Raw genomic sequence first — 18,100 nt, forward strand, 5'->3', positions numbered from 1 at the left:
TTTAGACTGCGAGTCTGCTTTGTACCTGTTTGAAAGCCTGAATCTGCTGATTCAACGTTACCTGCCTGAGGACCAGATTAAGCGCCTCAAACAGGCATACCTCGTTGCACGTGATGCTCACGAGGGCCAGACACGTTCCAGCGGTGAGCCCTACATCACCCACCCCGTCGCGGTGGCATGCATTCTGGCGGAGATGCGTCTTGATCATGAGACGCTGATGGCCGCGCTGTTGCACGATGTCATTGAAGACACGCCGGCCACCTATCAGGACATGGAACAGCTGTTTGGCAAAAGCGTCGCCGAACTGGTTGAAGGCGTCTCCAAGCTCGACAAGCTGAAATTCCAGGATAAGAAAGAAGCGCAGGCGGAAAACTTCCGCAAGATGATCATGGCGATGGTGCAAGACATCCGCGTGGTGCTCATCAAACTGGCCGACCGTACGCATAACATGCGCACCCTCGGTTCGCTGCGGCCCGATAAACGGCGCCGTATCGCGCGTGAAACCCTGGAAATCTATAGCCCGTTGGCCCACCGCCTGGGCATCCATCACCTGAAAACCGAGCTGGAAGAGCTGGGTTTTGAAGCCCTTTATCCAAACCGCTACCGCGTCATTAAAGAAGTGGTGAAAGCCGCGCGCGGCAACCGTAAGGAAATGATCCAGAAGATTCTTTCTGAGATCGAAGGGCGCCTGACCGAAGCGGGTATCCCCTGCCGCGTCAGCGGGCGGGAAAAGCACCTCTATTCCATTTATTGCAAGATGCACCTGAAAGAGCAGCGTTTCCATTCGATTATGGATATTTATGCCTTCCGGGTGATCGTCAAAGACGTGGATACCTGCTACCGCGTGCTGGGCCAGGCACACAGCCTGTACAAACCGCGCCCGGGCCGGGTTAAAGACTATATCGCCATCCCCAAGGCGAACGGCTACCAGTCGCTGCACACTTCGCTGATTGGGCCACACGGCGTGCCAGTCGAGATTCAGATCCGTACCGAAGACATGGATCAGATGGCCGAAATGGGGGTTGCCGCGCACTGGGCGTATAAAGAACAGGGCGAAACCGGCACCACCGCGCAAATCCGTGCCCAGCGCTGGATGCAAAGCCTGCTGGAGCTGCAGCAAAGCGCCGGCAGCTCGTTTGAATTTATTGAGAGCGTAAAATCCGATCTGTTCCCGGATGAGATTTACGTCTTCACGCCGGAAGGGCGCATCGTCGAACTGCCGGCGGGCGCAACGCCGGTCGATTTTGCCTACGCGGTGCACACCGACATCGGCCACGCCTGTGTGGGCGCGCGCGTAGACCGCCAGCCTTACCCTCTTTCGCAGGCGCTAAGCAGCGGGCAAGCAGTGGAAATTATCACCGCGCCCGGCGCGCGGCCCAACGCCGCCTGGCTGAACTTTGTCGTCAGCTCGAAAGCGCGCGCCAAAATCCGCCAGATGTTGAAAAACCTCAAGCGCGACGATTCGGTGGGCCTTGGCCGCCGTCTCTTGAGCCACGCGCTGGGCGGCAGCCGCAAGCTGGCGGAAATCCCGCCGGCCAATATCCAGCACGAGCTGGATCGCATGAAGCTGGCAAGCTTTGACGATCTGCTGGCGGAAATTGGCCTGGGCAATGCCATGAGCGTGGTGGTGGCGAAAAACCTGCAGGGCGAACAGTCCAGCCTGGGTGCGGCTTCCGGCGTGCGCAACCTGGCGATCAAAGGCGCAGACGGCGTGCTGATCACCTTCGCCAAATGCTGCCGGCCGATTCCCGGCGATCCGATCATCGCCCACGTCAGCCCCGGGAAAGGGCTGGTTATCCACCATGAATCCTGCCGCAATATCCGCGGTTACCAAAAGGAACCGGAAAAGTTCATGGCGGTCGAATGGGATAAGCAAACCGAGCAGGAATTCATTGCCGAAATCAAAGTGGATATGCTCAACCATCAGGGTGCGCTGGCCAACCTGACGGCGGCCATCAATGCGGCCGAATCCAATATTCAAAGCCTGAATACCGAAGAGAAAGACGGCCGGGTATACAGCGTGTTTATCCGCTTGACCACCCGCGATCGCGTCCATTTGGCAAACATTATGCGTAAAATCCGTATTATGCCGGATGTGATTAAAGTCAACCGTAACCGAAACTAGCGCTTATGAGTCCTGAACGCTATGCGCGGATTTGTGAAATGCTATCGACCCGGCAGCCGGATTTATCCGTCTGCATGGAACAGGTGCACAAACCGCATAACGTCGCCGCCATTATCCGCACCGCCGACGCCGTCGGCGTGCCGCAGGTGCATGCCGTGTGGCCAGCCGCGCGGATGCGTACCATGGTGTCCTCCGCTGCGGGCAGCAACAGCTGGGTCAGTGTCAAAACACACCCGTCGATCAGTGATGCCGTTGCGCACCTGAAAGGCCAGGGCATGCAAATCCTGGCCACTCACCTCTCCCCGCGTGCCGTGGACTTCCGGGATATCGACTACACCCGGCCAACCTGCATCCTGCTGGGGCAAGAAAAAACCGGCATCACGCCAGAAGCCTTAGCCCTGGCCGATCGCGATATCATTATTCCGATGATCGGTATGGTGCAATCGCTTAACGTTTCCGTCGCCGCGGCCCTGATCCTCTACGAAGCGCAGCGCCAGCGGCAGAACGCCGGCATGTATCGGCGCGATCACTGTATGCTGGATAAGGAAGAGCAGCAGCGCCTGCTGTTTGAAGGCGGTTATCCGGTGCTGGCCAACGTGGCCAAACGCAAAGGGCTGCCGCGCCCGCACATTGACGAACAGGGCCAGGTGGTTGCCGACGAGGCATGGTGGGCAACCATGCAGGCAACGGCGGTGCGCAGATGAAAGGCCGCCTGCTAGACGCCGTTCCACTCACCTCGCTTTCCGGGGTTGGAGCCAGCCAGGCAGGCAAACTGGCTAAAATCGGGCTGGAAACCATCCAGGATCTGCTGTTGCACCTGCCGTTGCGCTACGAAGACCGTACCCGCTTATACCCCATCAACGATCTGCTGCCCGGTATTTTCGCCACCGTTGAAGGTGAAGTGCTGCGCAGCGACATCAGCTTTGGCCGCCGCCGCATGCTGACCTGCCAAATCAGCGACGGCACCGGCATTCTTACCATGCGCTTTTTCAATTTCAACGCGGCGATGAAAAACAGCCTGGCGGCCGGTCGGCGCGTTACCGCCTACGGTGAAATCAAACGCGGCAACCACGGTGCCGAAATCATCCACCCGGAATACCGCATTCAGGGGGATCACAGCGACGCTGAGCTGCAGGAATCACTAACGCCGGTTTACCCAACCACCGAAGGCGTGCGCCAGGCCACCTTGCGCAAACTGACCGACCAAGCGCTGGCGCTGCTTGATACCTGCCCGATCGCTGAACTGCTGCCGCCGGAACTGAGCGCCGGCCTGATAAGCCTGCCGCAGGCGCTGCATACCCTGCACCGCCCGCCGCCGGATATCCAACTGGCTGATCTGGAACAGGGTAAACACCCGGCGCAACGGCGCCTGATTCTGGAAGAGCTGCTGGCGCACAACCTGAGCATGCTGGCGGTGCGCGCCGGCGCACAGCGCTACCAGGCGCAGCCGCTGCTGCCGGACGATCGCTTAAAAACGCGCTTCCTGGCCCAGTTGCCGTTCTCGCCCACCGGGGCGCAGCAACGGGTGGTTGCCGAAATCGAAGCCGATATGCAAAACCCGTTTCCGATGATGCGCCTGGTGCAGGGCGACGTCGGCTCCGGTAAAACGTTGGTCGCCGCGTTGGCGGCGCTACGCGCCATCGCCCACGGCAAACAGGTGGCGCTAATGGCGCCCACCGAGCTGTTGGCCGAACAGCATGCCAATAACTTCCGCCAATGGTTCGAACCGCTGGGAATCAAGGTGGGGTGGCTGGCCGGCAAGCAAAAAGGCAAAGCGCGTATTGCGCAACAGGAAGCCATCGCCAGCGGCGAAGTCTCGATGGTTGTCGGCACCCATGCCATCTTCCAGGAGCAGGTGCAGTTTAACGGGCTGGCATTGGTGATTATCGATGAACAGCACCGCTTTGGCGTGCACCAGCGCCTTGCTCTGTGGGAGAAAGGCGAAGAGCAAGGCTACCATGCCCACCAGTTGATCATGACCGCCACGCCCATCCCACGCACGCTGGCCATGACCGCCTATGCCGATCTGGACACCTCGGTGATCGACGAGCTGCCGCCGGGCCGTACGCCGGTAACCACCGTCGCTATCCCCGATACGCGGCGCGCCGACATTATCCAGCGGGTGCGCAGCGCCTGCCTGGAGGAAAGCCGGCAGGCCTACTGGGTCTGCACCCTGATAGAAGAATCCGAACTGCTTGAGGCCCAGGCGGCGGAAGCCACCTGGGAAGAACTGAAGGCCGCCCTGCCGGAACTTAACGTGGCGCTGGTGCACGGGCGCATGAAGCCGCAGGAAAAACAGGCGGTGATGCAGGCATTCAAGCAGGGCGAACTGCAGTTGCTGGTGGCCACCACGGTGATCGAAGTGGGCGTCGACGTGCCGAACGCCAGCCTGATGATTATTGAAAACCCGGAGCGGCTGGGGCTGGCGCAGTTGCACCAGTTGCGCGGCCGCGTTGGCCGTGGCGCGGTGGCATCCCACTGCGTGTTGCTGTACAAAACCCCGCTGAGCAAAACAGCGCAGAAGCGCCTGCAGGTGCTGCGCGACAGCAACGATGGCTTTATCATCGCCCAACGCGATCTGGAAATTCGCGGCCCCGGCGAACTGCTCGGCACCCGCCAGACCGGCAGCGCTGAATTCAAGGTGGCCGATTTGCTGCGCGATCAGGCGTTGATCCCGGAAGTGCAGCGCGTGGCACGCCATATCCACCAGCATTACCCCGAACACGCCAGGGCGCTGATCGAGCGCTGGCTGCCTGAAAAAGCCCGCTATTCAAACGCCTGATCGATAAAAAACCCCAGGAAATGCGGTCCTTTGCACGCAACCGTTTGCTTTTGCGCGGCGGCGGATTAAAATGCCCTCTTTTCCATTTTCTGGAAAGCACAACACCATGACGATGCAATCTGCCGAATCAGATGTGGCCGCAGCCACAACAGCCCAGCCCCGCAAAAGTGAACTGATTTACCGCCTGGAAGACCGGCCGCCGCTGCCGCAAACGCTGTTTGCCGCCGGCCAGCACCTGCTGGCGATGTTTGTCGCCGTGATTACGCCAGCCCTGCTGATTTGCCAGGCGCTCGGCCTGCCGGCACAGGATACACAGCATATTATCAGCATGTCGCTCTTTGCTTCCGGGTTGGCTTCTATTCTGCAGATCAAAACCTGGGGGCCGGTGGGTTCCGGCCTGCTTTCCATTCAGGGCACCAGCTTTAACTTCGTGTCGCCGCTGATCATGGGCGGCCTGGCGCTGAAAAACGGCGGCGCGGATGTGCCAACCATGATGGCGGCGCTGTTCGGCACGCTGATGGTGGCCTCCTGCACCGAGATCGTGCTCTCACGGGTACTGCACCTGGCGCGCCGCATCATTACGCCGCTGGTTTCCGGCATTGTGGTGATGATCATCGGCCTGTCGCTGATTCAGGTTGGCCTGACCTCCGTTGGCGGCGGCTACGCCGCGATGAACGATCACAGCTTCGGCGCCCCCAAAAACCTGTTACTGGCCGGCGCCGTGCTGCTGGTGATTATCCTGCTCAACCGCCAGCGCAACCCCTACCTGCGCGTGGCTTCGCTGGTGATCGCCATGGCCGTGGGCTACCTGTTGGCCTGGGCGTTGGATATGCTACCGGAAAGCCAACCGGTGGCCAACAGTGCGCCGATTACCATCCCCACCCCGCTTTACTACGGCCTGGGGTTTGACTGGAACCTGCTGCTGCCGCTCATGCTGATCTTTATGGTCACCTCGCTGGAAACCATCGGCGATATCACCGCCACCTCGGACGTGTCGGAACAACCGGTCACTGGCCCGCTGTACATGAAGCGCCTGAAAGGCGGGGTGCTGGCCAACGGCCTGAATTCAATGCTGTCCGCCGTATTCAATACCTTCCCCAACTCCTGCTTCGGCCAGAACAATGGCGTGATCCAGTTGACCGGGGTCGCCAGCCGTTACGTCGGTTTTGTGGTGGCGCTGATGTTAATTGTGCTCGGCCTGTTCCCGGCGGTGGCTGGCTTTGTGCAGCATATCCCGGAGCCAGTGCTCGGCGGCGCGACCATCGTGATGTTCGGCACCATCGCCGCCTCGGGCGTGCGCATTGTTTCGCGTGAAAAGCTCAACCGCCGCGCGATCATGATCATGGCGCTGTCGCTGGCCGTCGGAATAGGGGTTTCCCAACAGCCGCTGATTTTGCAGTTTGCCCCGGACTGGCTGAAAACCTTGCTTTCTTCCGGTATTGCCGCCGGCGGTATCACCGCGATCGTGCTGAATTTACTGTTCCCACCGGAAAAAGAATAATCCAGCCAGGCTAAAAATAGCCGCCGGCAAATTCCTGGGATGGTAAGCCCGGGAGCGCGCAATGACCGGCGGCTTTACCAACCTGCAAAAACGGCCGCCTGCGCCGTTTTTTTATTTCCGATCAAACCATTGCCCTTGAGATAACCGCCCAATTGCGGCATAAACAGGGTATCTTTTTTAATCACGCGGATGTGGGCGATGAAATTTATCGGGAAACTGTTGCTGACCTTGCTGCTGTTGATGGTGCTGGCCATAGTGCTGCTGTACACCGTCGGCCAAACCCGTTGGGCCGCAGCCCGGCTCAGCGGCTGGATCAGCGAAAACAGCGAATATCGCCTGTCGCTCGCCAAAATAACCCATAGCTGGAGCCAGCCGGGGCAAATCAGCCTTGAAGGCGTGACGCTGGCGAAAACCGGCCAGGCGCAACTGCTGGTGGCGGAACAGATCGATCTTGGCCTGAGCCTGCGCCAGATTACCGCACCGCGTTATTTTCACAGCGTGACGCTGCGTGACGGCACGCTCAACGTGCAATCACAGGCGGCGGCGCTGCCGGTGCAAGCCGATGTGTTGCAGTTGAGCAACATGGCGCTCCAGTCCAACGACGCCACCTGGCAGCTCAGCGCGCAGAAGGTCAATGCCGGCATCACACCGTGGCAGCCCAAGCCCGGCCATATTCTTGGTGAAAACAACCAGTTCCAGTTCAGCGCCGGCACCATGACGCTCAACGGTATCCCGGCCTCGCAGGTGCTGGTGCAGGGCGAGCTCAAACAAAATCAGCTGTTCCTGAATGACTTCGGCGCCGATCTGGCCCAGGGCGATCTAACCGGCATGGCTACCCGCGCCGCCGACGGCAGTTGGCAGGTTGAGCGCCTGCGGCTGAGCAACGTGCGCCTGCAAACGCCACTGACGCTGGCACAGTTCTGGCAGCGCTTTACTGCCCTGCCGCCGGTGGCGATCAAACGCTTTGATCTGATCGACGCGCGCCTGGAAGGCAACGCCTGGGCGTTCAACGATCTGGATCTGTCGCTGCAGAACGTCACTTTCTCACAGGGTGACTGGCACAGTGAAGACGGCTCGCTGAACTTCAATGCCAGCGATCTGATCAACGGCCGCATTCACCTGATCGATCCGATCATGAACATGCAACTTTCACCGGCCGGCATTGCTATCCAGCAGTTCACCACCCGCTGGGAAGGCGGCCTGCTGCGCACATCGGGCAACTGGTTGCGCAGCACTCATCGCCTGCAACTGGACGAGGTGGCGATCGCCGCACTGGAATATACCCTGCCCATCAACTGGCGCGAACTGTGGCTGGCGCCGCTGCCAGGCTGGCTGCAGGAGGTGTACGTCAGCAAGCTGAGCACCAACCGTAACCTGCTTATCGATATCAACCCGGATTTCCCGTTCCAGATCACCGCGTTGGATGGCTACGGCAACAATTTGCTGCTGGCGCGCGATGGCCACTGGGGGATTTGGTCCGGCTCGTTCACCCTGAACGGCAGCGACGCCACCTTTAACAAGGTTGACGTACGGCGCCCATCCCTGGCGTTGACCGCCGACGACCAGAATATTAGCGTGAGCGAACTCAGTGCTTTTATGCCAAACGGCCTGCTGGATGCCAAAGCGACGATCGGCCAACTGCCGGGCAAGCCGTTTACGTTAACCCTCAATGGCCGCTCGGTGCCGCTTAATACTTTGCAACAATGGGGGTGGCAGCGTGTCCCACTGGAGGGCGACGGCAACCTAAATCTGCAGTTGAAGGGGTTATTGAACAGCGACGGGCCGTTCAAGGATTCGGTACATGGCAACCTGCAGGCCACCGGCAAAGACGGGCAGGCGGTGAACCAGCAGCAGCCATAACCCCGGCTGGCCGGGTTATGGCTCTTTCGCGGCCTCCGAGCCGCCCTGCTCCAGCGGCACATCCGGCACCGCTGGCAACACCATGTAGGTGCCTTCAAACACCGCGCCTTTATCTTCGTCGCCAAACAGGCTCACTTCGGCATGCACCCGCGCCCGGCGGCCACGCGCCAGGCGCGCCAGATCGCCGCTCAACGAGCCCAAATCCGCCACGGCCCGCGGGCGGCCGGTGATCGGCGAGCTATAGCGGATGTGGGCATCGGCCAGAATAATGGTGCCGCCCAGGTGGCGCTCGCGCAGCAGCAGCCAGATCAACCCCCAGGCGGTGAGCGTCGCCAGCGAAAACAGGCTGCCGGCAAACAGCGTATGGTGCGGGTTCTGGTTGCCGGTTTCCGGCATGGTGGTGACAAAGCGCTGGCCGGTGTATTGGCTGATGCGCACCCCCATCTTTTCACTCAGCGGAATATGCTCATACCACGCCTGCTGCAGTTGCCAGCACCAATCCGGGCGGTGCAGGATGTCATCCAACGGCACCACCGGCTTAATCATCAGGAAATGGCGGATTGACGAGGTCTGCGGGACGGTAATTTCCCCCTGGCTTTCAAAACCCAGCTTGGCAAAGAACGGCACCGCATCCTCGCGCGCGCTGCACACTACGCGCTTAACCCCTTCCTGGCGTGCAACGGATTCCAGCGTCATGGCCACCAGCGTGCCCAGGCCCTTGTCCTGCACCGCCGGATCAACCGCCATAAAACGGATTGCCGCTTCGTTATCGGCATTGATATACAGCCTGCCGACGGCAACGATTTTGCCGCTCTCATCCACCACCATCTGATGATGGGCCATGGCATCATAGGCGTCCTTTTCCGATCCCATCGGCTGATGGAGCGGCTTGCGCAGCATCTCCCAGCGAAACCGGTAATAATCCTGCAGCTCTTGTTCTGTAACGGGTACGCGTAGGTGGTACATGGACGCCTTTTCTCCGAATGCCTGGTTAACATGGTGCCATTCATCGCCGTGAATAACGCTAGCGGATGCTCACGCGCTCAGCCTAAACCTGTAGCCAGAAAGTGACCGGGCCGTCATTCACCAACGCCACTTTCATATCCGCCGCAAACTGCCCGGTCGCGGTTTCCACGCCGCGCTCACGGCACTGCCCGACAAAATAGCGATACAGCCGATCGGCCTCGTTCGGCGCCGCGCCGCGTGAAAAGCTCGGCCTCATACCCTTTTGGGTATCGGCGACCAGCGTAAACTGCGACACCACTAAAACACTACCGCCGGCCTGTTGCACATTGAGGTTCATTTTGTCATTTTCATCGCCGAAAATGCGATAGCCCAGCACGCGCTCGCACAGGCGCGCGGCTTTTTGCTCGCTATCGCCCGCTTCCACCCCCAATAACACTAACAAACCGGGGCCAATTTTACCGATGGTTTGCCCTTCTACCGTAACGCTGGCGTTCAACACCCGCTGAATTAACGCAATCATAACTGCCCTTCCTGCTCCCCATCCTCATGTTGCTCTGCTTTCTGTTGGCGGTACCGGCGGTATTCGCCCATGGTCACGGTGATCTCCGCGCCGAGTAACACGATACACCAGCTCCAGTAGACCCAGAGGAATAAAATGGGGATCACCGCCAGCACGCCGTAGATCAACTGGTATGACGGGAACATGGTGACATACAGCGCAAAGCATTTCTTGCCCAGTTCAAACAGCACCCCGGCCACCAAAGCGCCGACCAGCGCATCTTTAGGCGGCACCCGCACCGTGGGCACAATGCTGTACAGCAACCAGAAAGAGCCCCACGACAGCAACAGGGGGAAAATACGCAGCACCTGATCCACCAGGCTATTCACGCCGCTCTGCGCCAACCAGTTCAACGAAAGCAGATAAGAGCTGATGGCCATGCTGGCGCCCACCAGCAGCGGCCCCAGCGTCAGCACCATCCAATAGACGGCGAAGGAAACCACAATGGGCCGCTTGTCTTTGCTGCGCCAGATGGTATTCAGCACGCTATCAACCGATGAGATCAGCAACAGCGCGGTCACGATCAAGCCGCAGGTACCGACGGCGGTCATTTTGCTTGAGTTGGCAACGAACTGCTCCAGATAGCGTTGGATGACATTGCCGGCCGCCGGCATAAAATTGGAAAAAATAAAGCTTTTCAACTGCACGCTGATATCCGAAAACATCGGAAATACGGCGAACAGCGCAAAGACCACGGTGACCAGCGGCACCAGCGACAGCAATGAGACGTACGCCAAATGGCCGGCCAACATAGTCAGGCCATCGCTGTCGATACGTTGATACAACAGGCGCCCGAAAGTCACCCCTGGTTTGATTGACGACGGCAGCGTCTTACGGCGAAAAAACCACATATTCACTCCTTGATGACCGATCCCCCCCAATCTGGCTTCAAGGAGCAGCACGGCAACCGGCTACCCCCTCGGGGTATTCGCTTGGCTAACCAAGGGGTAAAAAAGAAACCGCCGCCGCAACAGGAAGCATGAAAAGGATATGCCTTAAGCTTAACGCGCCATAGGTTATTGGGCAAAATAGGCCGGCACGACGGTATTATCGGTCACCAAAACGGTATGGATCCCCAACGCCTGCGCCGCCGCAATATTGTCGGGGTTATCATCGAAGAATACCGCCTGATCCGGCGTAACGTTTTCCTGCGCCAGCACATGCTGGTAGATACGCGCTTCCGGTTTACGCATCCCCAGCTCCTGCGACAGGTAAACGCGGTGCGCCGTCGCGGCGATTTCCGGATACTGCTGCGGCCAGAAATGGGTGTGCAAGCGGTTGGTATTGGACAATACCACCACCCGGTGCCCTTCGTCGCGCAGGCGCTGCATAATGGCGATCACTTCCGGGCGCAGCGCAACAAACACCGCCTGCCAACCCGCGGCAAACTGTTCAAAGCTCAGGGCGATCCCCATCTGATGGCTCATCCCGGCGGCAAACGCCTCGTCGCTGACTTCGCCGCGTTCATGCTGTTCGAACAGCTCGCCCATGGCGAAACGCTCGGCCACCGCCGCCAGCGGCGTGCCGCTTAAACGGCTCCAGACACCCAGTACACGTTTGAAATCGATATCGACAATCACATTACCTAAATCAAAGATATACAGCATCGTCCTCTCCTGATCGGTCGGGGAAAGCTCACTGTAGCGGGAAAAGGCAGGGCTGAACAGGGAAGGGGATAAAAAGCCTGCAGACAGCCAATAAATGGCAGGGGCAGAAAAAACTCAGGGCGCCAATGGCGCCCTGAATCACAGCGGACTTAATCAGCGATTACGCTTCTTTCGGGCCACGGTTCGCACGTTTACGATCGTTTTCCGTCAGGTGACGCTTGCGGATACGGACCGAGGTCGGCGTAACTTCAACCAGTTCATCATCATCGATGAATTCCAGTGCTTGCTCCAGCGACATCTTGATAGCCGGAACCAGCGTGGTGGCTTCGTCAGTACCGGAAGCACGCATGTTGGTCAGTTTTTTACCGGTCAGGCAGTTCACGGTCAGATCGTTAGAGCGTGAGTGAATACCGATAATCTGGCCTTCATACACTTCCGCACCATGGCCGAGGAACAGCTTACCGCGATCCTGCAGGCTATACAGGGCGAAGGCAACCGCTTTACCCTGGCCGTTGGAGATCAGTACCCCGTTCTGGCGCTGGCCGATTTCACCCGGGCGCACATCGTCGTAGTGGCTGAAGGTGGAATACAGCAGGCCGGTACCGGAAGTCATGGTCATGAACTCGGTACGGAAGCCAATCAGGCCACGGCTTGGGATCACGTAATCCAGGCGGATACGGCCCTTGCCATCCGGCACCATGTCTTTCACATCACCTTTACGCTCACCCATGGCCTGCATGACTGCGCCCTGGTGCTGCTCTTCGATATCCAGCGTGACGTTTTCGAACGGTTCCTGCATGCGGCCATCAATCTTACGGTTGATAACCTTCGGACGGGATACGGCCAGCTCGAAACCTTCACGGCGCATGTTTTCGATCAGCACGGACAGGTGCAGTTCACCACGGCCGGATACGCGGAACGCATCGGCGTCTTCGGTTTCTTCAACACGCAGCGCCACGTTGTGCACCAGCTCTTTCTTCAGGCGATCGAGGATCTGGCGAGACGTCACGAACTTGCCTTCTTTACCACAGAACGGCGAGGTGTTAACGCAGAAGAACATGGTAACGGTCGGTTCATCAACGGTCAGCGCTGGCAGCGCTTCAACTGCGTTGACGTCGCAAATGGTATCGGAGATGTTCAGCTCGCCCAGGCCGGTAATGGCGATAATGTCGCCCGCCTCGGCCACAGCGGCTTCGATACGCTCCAGGCCCATGTGGGTCAGCACTTTACCGACTTTACCGTTACGGGTTTTGCCTTCGCTGTCGACGATGGTGACCTGTTGGTTAGGCTTCACTTTACCACGCTTGATACGGCCGATGCCGATAACGCCCACGTAGTTGTTGTAGTCCAACTGGGAGATCTGCATCTGGAACGGTGCATCCAGCTCTACTTTCGGCGCGGACACGTGGTCAACGATCGCCTGGTAGAGCGGGGTCATGTCTTCGGCCATATCGTTATGGTCGGTACCGGCGATGCCCATCAGTGCAGATGCATAGATGATTGGGAAATCGAGCTGCTCGTCGGTGGCGTCCAGGTTCACGAACAGATCGAACACCTGATCGACAACCCAGTCAGGACGCGCGCCAGGGCGGTCAACTTTGTTGATGACGACGATCGGTTTCAGACCATTAGCGAATGCTTTTTTGGTGACGAAACGGGTTTGCGGCATGGGGCCATCCATTGCATCCACAACCAGCAGCACCGAGTCAACCATGGACATTACGCGCTCAACCTCGCCGCCGAAGTCGGCGTGCCCTGGGGTATCAACGATGTTGATGCGGTAGTCTTTCCAATTAATGGCGGTGTTTTTTGCGAGGATGGTAATCCCACGCTCTTTCTCCAAATCGTTGGAGTCCATTACGCGCTCAGTCGCTTCAGTACGGGCATCAAAGGTACCGGACTGCTGCAGCAACTTATCAACCAGGGTAGTTTTACCATGGTCAACGTGGGCAATAATGGCGATGTTACGCAAATTTTCGATCACAGCTTTGCCTCAGGCATTAGAAATAGCGCGCTATTGTACACGTATTAAGCGAGGGACTAAACAAGATCACAGCAGTCTGTCATAAACAACTGCAAATTGGTTAGTTTGTGATCCCTTTCACGGTGCAAAAATAGTCACTCAGTGCAGTAATGCACCATAACGGTGCCACATTGTGATAATTTTGAACCAAAAAAGTGCAATACACCACTTTGGTGCATACTGATAATGTGCAAAACCCGCACAGAAAGGCGATTAATTGGCTTTTAAAAAGTTGGCACAGTTTTCGCTTTAGTCTACACAAGGCTAATAAAAGCCAGGTACCACAGATTCGTTTTCCACGACGACAATGATAAATCCGGGAGAATTAAGTATGTCCGCTGAACACGTTTTGACAATGCTGAATGAGCATGAAGTGAAATTCGTAGATCTGCGTTTCACTGACACCAAGGGTAAAGAACAACACGTAACCATCCCTGCTCATCAGGTAAACGCCGACTTTTTCGAAGAAGGCAAAATGTTTGACGGCTCCTCTATCGGCGGCTGGAAGGGCATTAACGAATCTGACATGGTGCTGATGCCAGATGCCAGCACTGCGGTACTGGATCCATTCTACGAAGAGCCAACCCTGATCTTGCGCTGCGACATCCTCGAGCCAGGCACCATGCAAGGCTACGATCGCGATCCGCGCTCCATCGCTAAACGCGCAGAAGACTTCCTGCGTTCTTCCGGCATCGCCGACACCGTGCTGTTCGGGCCAGAACCTGAATTCTTCCTGTTTGACGATGTGCGCTTCGGCAGCAGTATCTCCGGCTCTCACGTGGCTATCGATGATATCGAAGGCGCATGGAACTCCGGCACCAAATACGAAGGTGGTAACAAAGGCCACCGCCCTGGCGTTAAAGGCGGTTACTTCCCGGTTCCTCCGGTCGACTCTTCACAGGATCTGCGTTCTACCATGTGTTTGACCATGGAAGAAATGGGCCTGGTTGTTGAAGCGCACCACCACGAAGTGGCTACCGCTGGTCAGAACGAAGTGGCTACCCGCTTCAACACCATGACCAAAAAAGCCGACGAAATCCAAATCTACAAATACGTAGTGCACAACGTTGCGCACGCATTTGGCAAAACCGCCACCTTCATGCCGAAGCCAATCTTCGGTGACAACGGTTCCGGTATGCACTGCCACATGTCGCTGTCCAAGAACGGCACTAACCTGTTCGCTGGCGACAAATACGGCGGCCTGTCTGAAACTGCCCTGTTCTACATCGGCGGTATCATCAAGCACGCTAAAGCAATCAACGCACTGTCCAACCCGACCACCAACTCGTACAAACGTCTGGTCCCGGGTTACGAAGCACCGGTCATGCTGGCATACTCCGCCCGTAACCGTTCCGCTTCCATTCGTATCCCAGTGGTTGCCAGCCCGAAAGCGCGCCGTATCGAAGCTCGCTTCCCGGATCCAGCGGCTAACCCATACCTGGCGTTCTCTGCGCTGCTGATGGCTGGCCTGGACGGCATCATCAACAAAATCCACCCTGGCGATGCCATGGATAAAAACCTGTACGACCTGCCGCCGGAAGAAGAGGCTGAAATTCCAAAAGTAGCAGGTTCACTGGAAGAAGCGTTGAACGCACTGAACGAAGACCGCGAGTTCCTGACCCGTGGCGGCGTATTCACCGACGATACCATCGATGCCTACATCGAGCTGCGTAAATCCGAAATGGATAAAGTACGCATGACTCCGCATCCGGTTGAGTTCGAACTGTACTACAGCGTGTAACACACGCCGGGCGTCCCCACGGTGGCGCCCCCAATTTTGTTGTCGTTTTTTTGTTGCCGTGGAAACTTTCAGCCCATCTTCGGATGGGCTTTTTTCTCCACACGGTTTTCTGCAAGGCTACGCTGTTCCGCGGTTACGCCGAATGGAGTAGGATAAACGCACTAAAAAGGTGCAGGAGTCTGCGGTATGGCAACTGGCAAGCTGCCCGATGCTGGGCAGATCCTCAATTCTCTCATCAACAGCATTCTGCTGTTGGATGATGAATTAGCGGTTCATTACGCGAACCCGGCTGCGCAGCAATTGCTGGCGCAAAGCTCGCGTAAACTTTTCGGCACCCCGCTGCCTGAGCTGCTTGGTTATTTTTCACTGAACATTGAGTTGATGCGCGAAAGCCTGAATACCGGCCAGGGGTTCACTGACAATGAAGTCACGCTGGTGGTCGACAGCCGTGCGCATATTCTTTCCCTTACCGCCCAGGCGCTCCCCGATGGCTACATTCTGATGGAACTGGCGCCGATGGATAACCAACGCCGCCTGAGCCAGGAACAGTTGCAGCACGCGCAACAGGTTGCCGCTCGCGATCTGGTCCGCGGGCTGGCGCATGAAATCAAAAACCCGCTGGGTGGATTACGCGGCGCGGCGCAACTCTTGGCCAAAGCGCTGCCAGACCCAACGCTGACCGAATACACCAAAGTGATCATTGAACAGGCTGACCGCCTGCGCAATCTGGTGGATCGCCTGCTGGGGCCACAACGCCCAGGCCAGCATATTACCCAGAGTATTCACCAGGTGGCTGAACGGGTATGCCAATTGGTTTCGCTGGAAAAACCCGACAATGTGACGCTGGTGCGTGACTACGATCCCAGCCTGCCCGAACTGGCGCACGATCCCGATCAAATTGAACAGGTGTTGCTGAATATCACCCGCAACGCGCTGCAGGCGCTGAGCAGCGAGGGCGGCACCATCACCCTACGCACGCGCACCGCCTTCCAGATAACCCTGCACGGTACCCGCTACCGTCTGGTTGCCCGCATCGACATTGAAGATGACGGCCCCGGCGTACCGGCACAGTTGCAGGATACGCTATTTTACCCAATGGTCAGCGGCCGCGAAGGCGGCACCGGCCTGGGATTATCCATCGCTCGTAATCTTATCGATCAGCATTGCGGCAAAATTGAGTTCAACAGTTGGCCAGGACATACCGAATTTTCGGTTTACCTGCCTATTCGCCAGTGAGGTTTTCTATGCAACGAGGGATAGTCTGGATCGTCGATGACGATAGCTCCATCCGCTGGGTGCTTGAACGCGCGCTCACTGGAGCGGGTGTGAGCTGCGCCACATTCGACAGCGGGAATGAAGTACTGGAAGCATTGGCCACGCAAACGCCTGATGTGTTGTTGTCTGATATTCGCATGCCGGGTATGGATGGCCTGGCGCTGCTTAAACAGATCAAACAACGCCACCCAATGCTGCCGGTTATCATCATGACCGCTCATTCAGATCTGGATGCCGCCGTCAGCGCTTATCAACAGGGTGCCTTTGATTACCTGCCCAAGCCGTTCGACATCGACGAAGCCGTCGCGCTGGTCGAACGTGCGATCAGCCACTATCAAGAGCAGCAACAGCCGGCACGCAGCCAGCCTGCCAGCGGCCCCACCACCGACATCATCGGCGAAGCGCCGGCGATGCAGGACGTGTTCCGCATTATTGGGCGCCTGTCGCGTTCATCCATCAGCGTGCTGATCAACGGTGAATCCGGGACCGGTAAAGAACTGGTGGCCCACGCGCTGCATCGCCACAGCCCGCGAGCCAAATCCCCGTTCATCGCACTGAATATGGCGGCGATCCCGAAAGACCTGATCGAATCCGAACTGTTCGGTCATGAAAAGGGGGCGTTTACCGGCGCCAACCAAATACGCCAGGGCCGCTTTGAACAGGCCGACGGCGGCACGCTGTTCTTGGATGAAATCGGCGATATGCCGCTTGATGTCCAGACACGCCTGCTGCGCGTGCTGGCCGACGGCCAGTTCTATCGCGTGGGCGGCTATGCACCGGTGAAGGTGGACGTACGAATCATCGCCGCAACCCACCAAAACCTGGAGCAACGCGTACAGGAAGGCAAGTTCAGGGAAGATTTGTTCCACCGCCTGAATGTGATCCGCGTGCATCTGCCGCCGCTGCGCGAACGCCGCGAGGATATCCCTCGCCTGGCGCGTTACTTCCTGCAGGTAGCGGCGAAAGAGCTGGGCGTCGAGGCCAAAAACCTGCACCCGGAAACGGAAACCGCTCTGACCCGCCTGCCATGGCCGGGGAACGTACGTCAGTTGGAAAATACCTGCCGTTGGTTGACCGTGATGGCCGCTGGCCAGGAAGTGCTGATCCAGGATCTGCCCAGCGAGCTATTCGAAACCAGCGTGCCGGAGAGCGGAGGCCACAGCCTGCCGGACAGCTGGGCCACGCTGCTGGCGCAATGGGCCGATCGCGCGTTGCGTTCCGGTCATCAAAACCTGCTCTCGGAGGCACAGCCGGAAATGGAGCGCACCTTGCTCACCACCGCGCTACGCCACACGCAGGGGCACAAGCAGGAAGCCGCACGGCTGCTGGGCTGGGGCCGAAATACGCTGACGCGTAAACTGAAAGAGCTCGGGATGGAGTAATTTGCGAGACTGATTATAAAAAATACAATCGATCGCACAAAAATTGGCAAGAAACAGGCTTTACAGGGCGCGCCGCAGCAGTATGATCGTGGCGTAAACTCCGGAGGTTCGCGATGTTGGATTCACTCATCGTATTCATTACCCATGGCGCAGACGTCAGCGCTGCCGCCAGCCACACACCGCAGGCAGCCTTTGCTGCGGTGTTGTGTGCCGCACTTATCAATTTGTTCAGTTAAAACAACAGCCGCGTACGCGGCTGTTGTTTTATGCAGCGATCCC

14 protein-coding genes are annotated in these 18,100 nt (G+C 58.0%); 9 read left to right on the forward strand and 5 right to left on the reverse strand.

Annotated features, from left to right (window positions below):
• Positions 1–19 precede the first annotated feature (19 nt).
• From spoT to AC559G_RS10985, 5 genes are all read left to right on the forward strand, one after another.
• Complete coding sequence (gene spoT / locus AC559G_RS10965) at positions 20–2,125, forward strand: bifunctional GTP diphosphokinase/guanosine-3',5'-bis pyrophosphate 3'-pyrophosphohydrolase (protein WP_279024645.1); 2,106 nt, start codon at positions 20–22, stop codon at positions 2,123–2,125.
• Between the two features lie 5 nt (positions 2,126–2,130).
• Entirely contained in the window at positions 2,131–2,829 is a 699-nt protein-coding gene (trmH, locus tag AC559G_RS10970; RefSeq protein ID WP_498912574.1) for a tRNA (guanosine(18)-2'-O)-methyltransferase TrmH, read from the forward strand.
• Complete coding sequence (recG, locus tag AC559G_RS10975; protein ID WP_498912589.1) at positions 2,826–4,907, forward strand: ATP-dependent DNA helicase RecG; 2,082 nt, start codon at positions 2,826–2,828, stop codon at positions 4,905–4,907. Before trmH ends, recG begins: the two co-directional genes overlap by 4 nt.
• Positions 4,908–5,013: 106 nt before the next feature.
• Complete coding sequence (locus AC559G_RS10980) at positions 5,014–6,408, forward strand: nucleobase:cation symporter-2 family protein (protein WP_498912575.1); 1,395 nt, start codon at positions 5,014–5,016, stop codon at positions 6,406–6,408.
• A 198-nt stretch (positions 6,409–6,606) separates the two neighbouring features.
• Complete coding sequence (locus AC559G_RS10985; RefSeq protein WP_498912576.1) at positions 6,607–8,268, forward strand: AsmA family protein; 1,662 nt, start codon at positions 6,607–6,609, stop codon at positions 8,266–8,268.
• Positions 8,269–8,283: 15 nt separating this feature from the next.
• On the opposite strand, the gene fabY is transcribed toward AC559G_RS10985, so the two are convergent.
• The 5 genes from fabY to typA all read right to left on the reverse strand — a co-directional run bounded on the left by fabY (position 8,284) and on the right by typA (position 13,384).
• Positions 8,284–9,234, reverse strand: a complete 951-nt coding sequence (fabY, locus tag AC559G_RS10990) for a fatty acid biosynthesis protein FabY (protein WP_095846549.1) — start codon at positions 9,232–9,234, stop codon at positions 8,284–8,286.
• An 82-nt stretch (positions 9,235–9,316) separates the two neighbouring features.
• A complete protein-coding gene (gene dtd, locus AC559G_RS10995; protein WP_095846548.1) occupies positions 9,317–9,754 on the reverse strand; it encodes a D-aminoacyl-tRNA deacylase in 438 nt (145 codons plus the stop codon).
• A complete protein-coding gene (locus tag AC559G_RS11000; RefSeq protein WP_498912577.1) occupies positions 9,751–10,644 on the reverse strand; it encodes a YihY/virulence factor BrkB family protein in 894 nt (297 codons plus the stop codon). Before AC559G_RS11000 ends, dtd begins: the two co-directional genes overlap by 4 nt.
• A gap of 165 nt (positions 10,645–10,809) precedes the next feature.
• Entirely contained in the window at positions 10,810–11,400 is a 591-nt protein-coding gene (gene yihX / locus AC559G_RS11005) for a glucose-1-phosphatase (RefSeq protein WP_438597270.1), read from the reverse strand.
• 160 nt (positions 11,401–11,560) lie between these two features.
• Positions 11,561–13,384 (reverse strand): ribosome-dependent GTPase TypA, encoded by a 1,824-nt coding sequence (gene typA, locus AC559G_RS11010; protein WP_438597271.1) that lies wholly within the window; start codon positions 13,382–13,384, stop codon positions 11,561–11,563.
• A gap of 370 nt (positions 13,385–13,754) precedes the next feature.
• On the opposite strand from typA, the gene glnA reads away from it, so the two are divergent.
• The 4 genes from glnA (at position 13,755) to AC559G_RS11030 (ending at position 18,057) form a co-directional block, all read left to right on the forward strand.
• Positions 13,755–15,164 (forward strand): glutamate--ammonia ligase, encoded by a 1,410-nt coding sequence (gene glnA, locus AC559G_RS11015; protein WP_438597272.1) that lies wholly within the window; start codon positions 13,755–13,757, stop codon positions 15,162–15,164.
• A 186-nt stretch (positions 15,165–15,350) separates the two neighbouring features.
• Positions 15,351–16,400 (forward strand): nitrogen regulation protein NR(II), encoded by a 1,050-nt coding sequence (gene glnL, locus AC559G_RS11020; protein WP_095846543.1) that lies wholly within the window; start codon positions 15,351–15,353, stop codon positions 16,398–16,400.
• An 8-nt stretch (positions 16,401–16,408) separates the two neighbouring features.
• Entirely contained in the window at positions 16,409–17,821 is a 1,413-nt protein-coding gene (gene glnG, locus AC559G_RS11025; RefSeq protein WP_279024663.1) for a nitrogen regulation protein NR(I), read from the forward strand.
• A gap of 113 nt (positions 17,822–17,934) precedes the next feature.
• The gene (locus AC559G_RS11030) at positions 17,935–18,057 is read left to right on the forward strand and encodes a YshB family small membrane protein (protein ID WP_145957817.1); all 123 of its coding nucleotides are present in this window, start codon (positions 17,935–17,937) and stop codon (positions 18,055–18,057) included.
• Positions 18,058–18,100: the final 43 nt, after the last annotated feature.

This window comes from Gibbsiella greigii (assembly GCF_039540155.1).
Lineage (GTDB): Bacteria > Pseudomonadota > Gammaproteobacteria > Enterobacterales > Enterobacteriaceae > Gibbsiella > Gibbsiella quercinecans.

What these genes read in the sequence shown, in the direction of transcription:
- trmH (WP_498912574.1), top strand. Translation starts at nt 2,131, where the DNA reads ATGAGTCCTGAACGCTATGCGCGGATTTGTGAAATGCTATCGACCCGG.
- recG (WP_498912589.1), top strand. Translation starts at nt 2,826, where the DNA reads ATGAAAGGCCGCCTGCTAGACGCCGTTCCACTCACCTCGCTTTCCGGG.
- AC559G_RS10980 (WP_498912575.1), top strand. Translation starts at nt 5,014, where the DNA reads ATGACGATGCAATCTGCCGAATCAGATGTGGCCGCAGCCACAACAGCC.
- AC559G_RS10985 (WP_498912576.1), top strand. Translation starts at nt 6,607, where the DNA reads ATGAAATTTATCGGGAAACTGTTGCTGACCTTGCTGCTGTTGATGGTG.
- fabY (WP_095846549.1), bottom strand. Translation starts at nt 9,234, where the DNA reads ATGTACCACCTACGCGTACCCGTTACAGAACAAGAGCTGCAGGATTAT.
- dtd (WP_095846548.1), bottom strand. Translation starts at nt 9,754, where the DNA reads ATGATTGCGTTAATTCAGCGGGTGTTGAACGCCAGCGTTACGGTAGAA.
- AC559G_RS11000 (WP_498912577.1), bottom strand. Translation starts at nt 10,644, where the DNA reads ATGTGGTTTTTTCGCCGTAAGACGCTGCCGTCGTCAATCAAACCAGGG.
- yihX (WP_438597270.1), bottom strand. Translation starts at nt 11,400, where the DNA reads ATGCTGTATATCTTTGATTTAGGTAATGTGATTGTCGATATCGATTTC.
- glnA (WP_438597272.1), top strand. Translation starts at nt 13,755, where the DNA reads ATGTCCGCTGAACACGTTTTGACAATGCTGAATGAGCATGAAGTGAAA.
- glnL (WP_095846543.1), top strand. Translation starts at nt 15,351, where the DNA reads ATGGCAACTGGCAAGCTGCCCGATGCTGGGCAGATCCTCAATTCTCTC.
- glnG (WP_279024663.1), top strand. Translation starts at nt 16,409, where the DNA reads ATGCAACGAGGGATAGTCTGGATCGTCGATGACGATAGCTCCATCCGC.
- AC559G_RS11030 (WP_145957817.1), top strand. Translation starts at nt 17,935, where the DNA reads ATGTTGGATTCACTCATCGTATTCATTACCCATGGCGCAGACGTCAGC.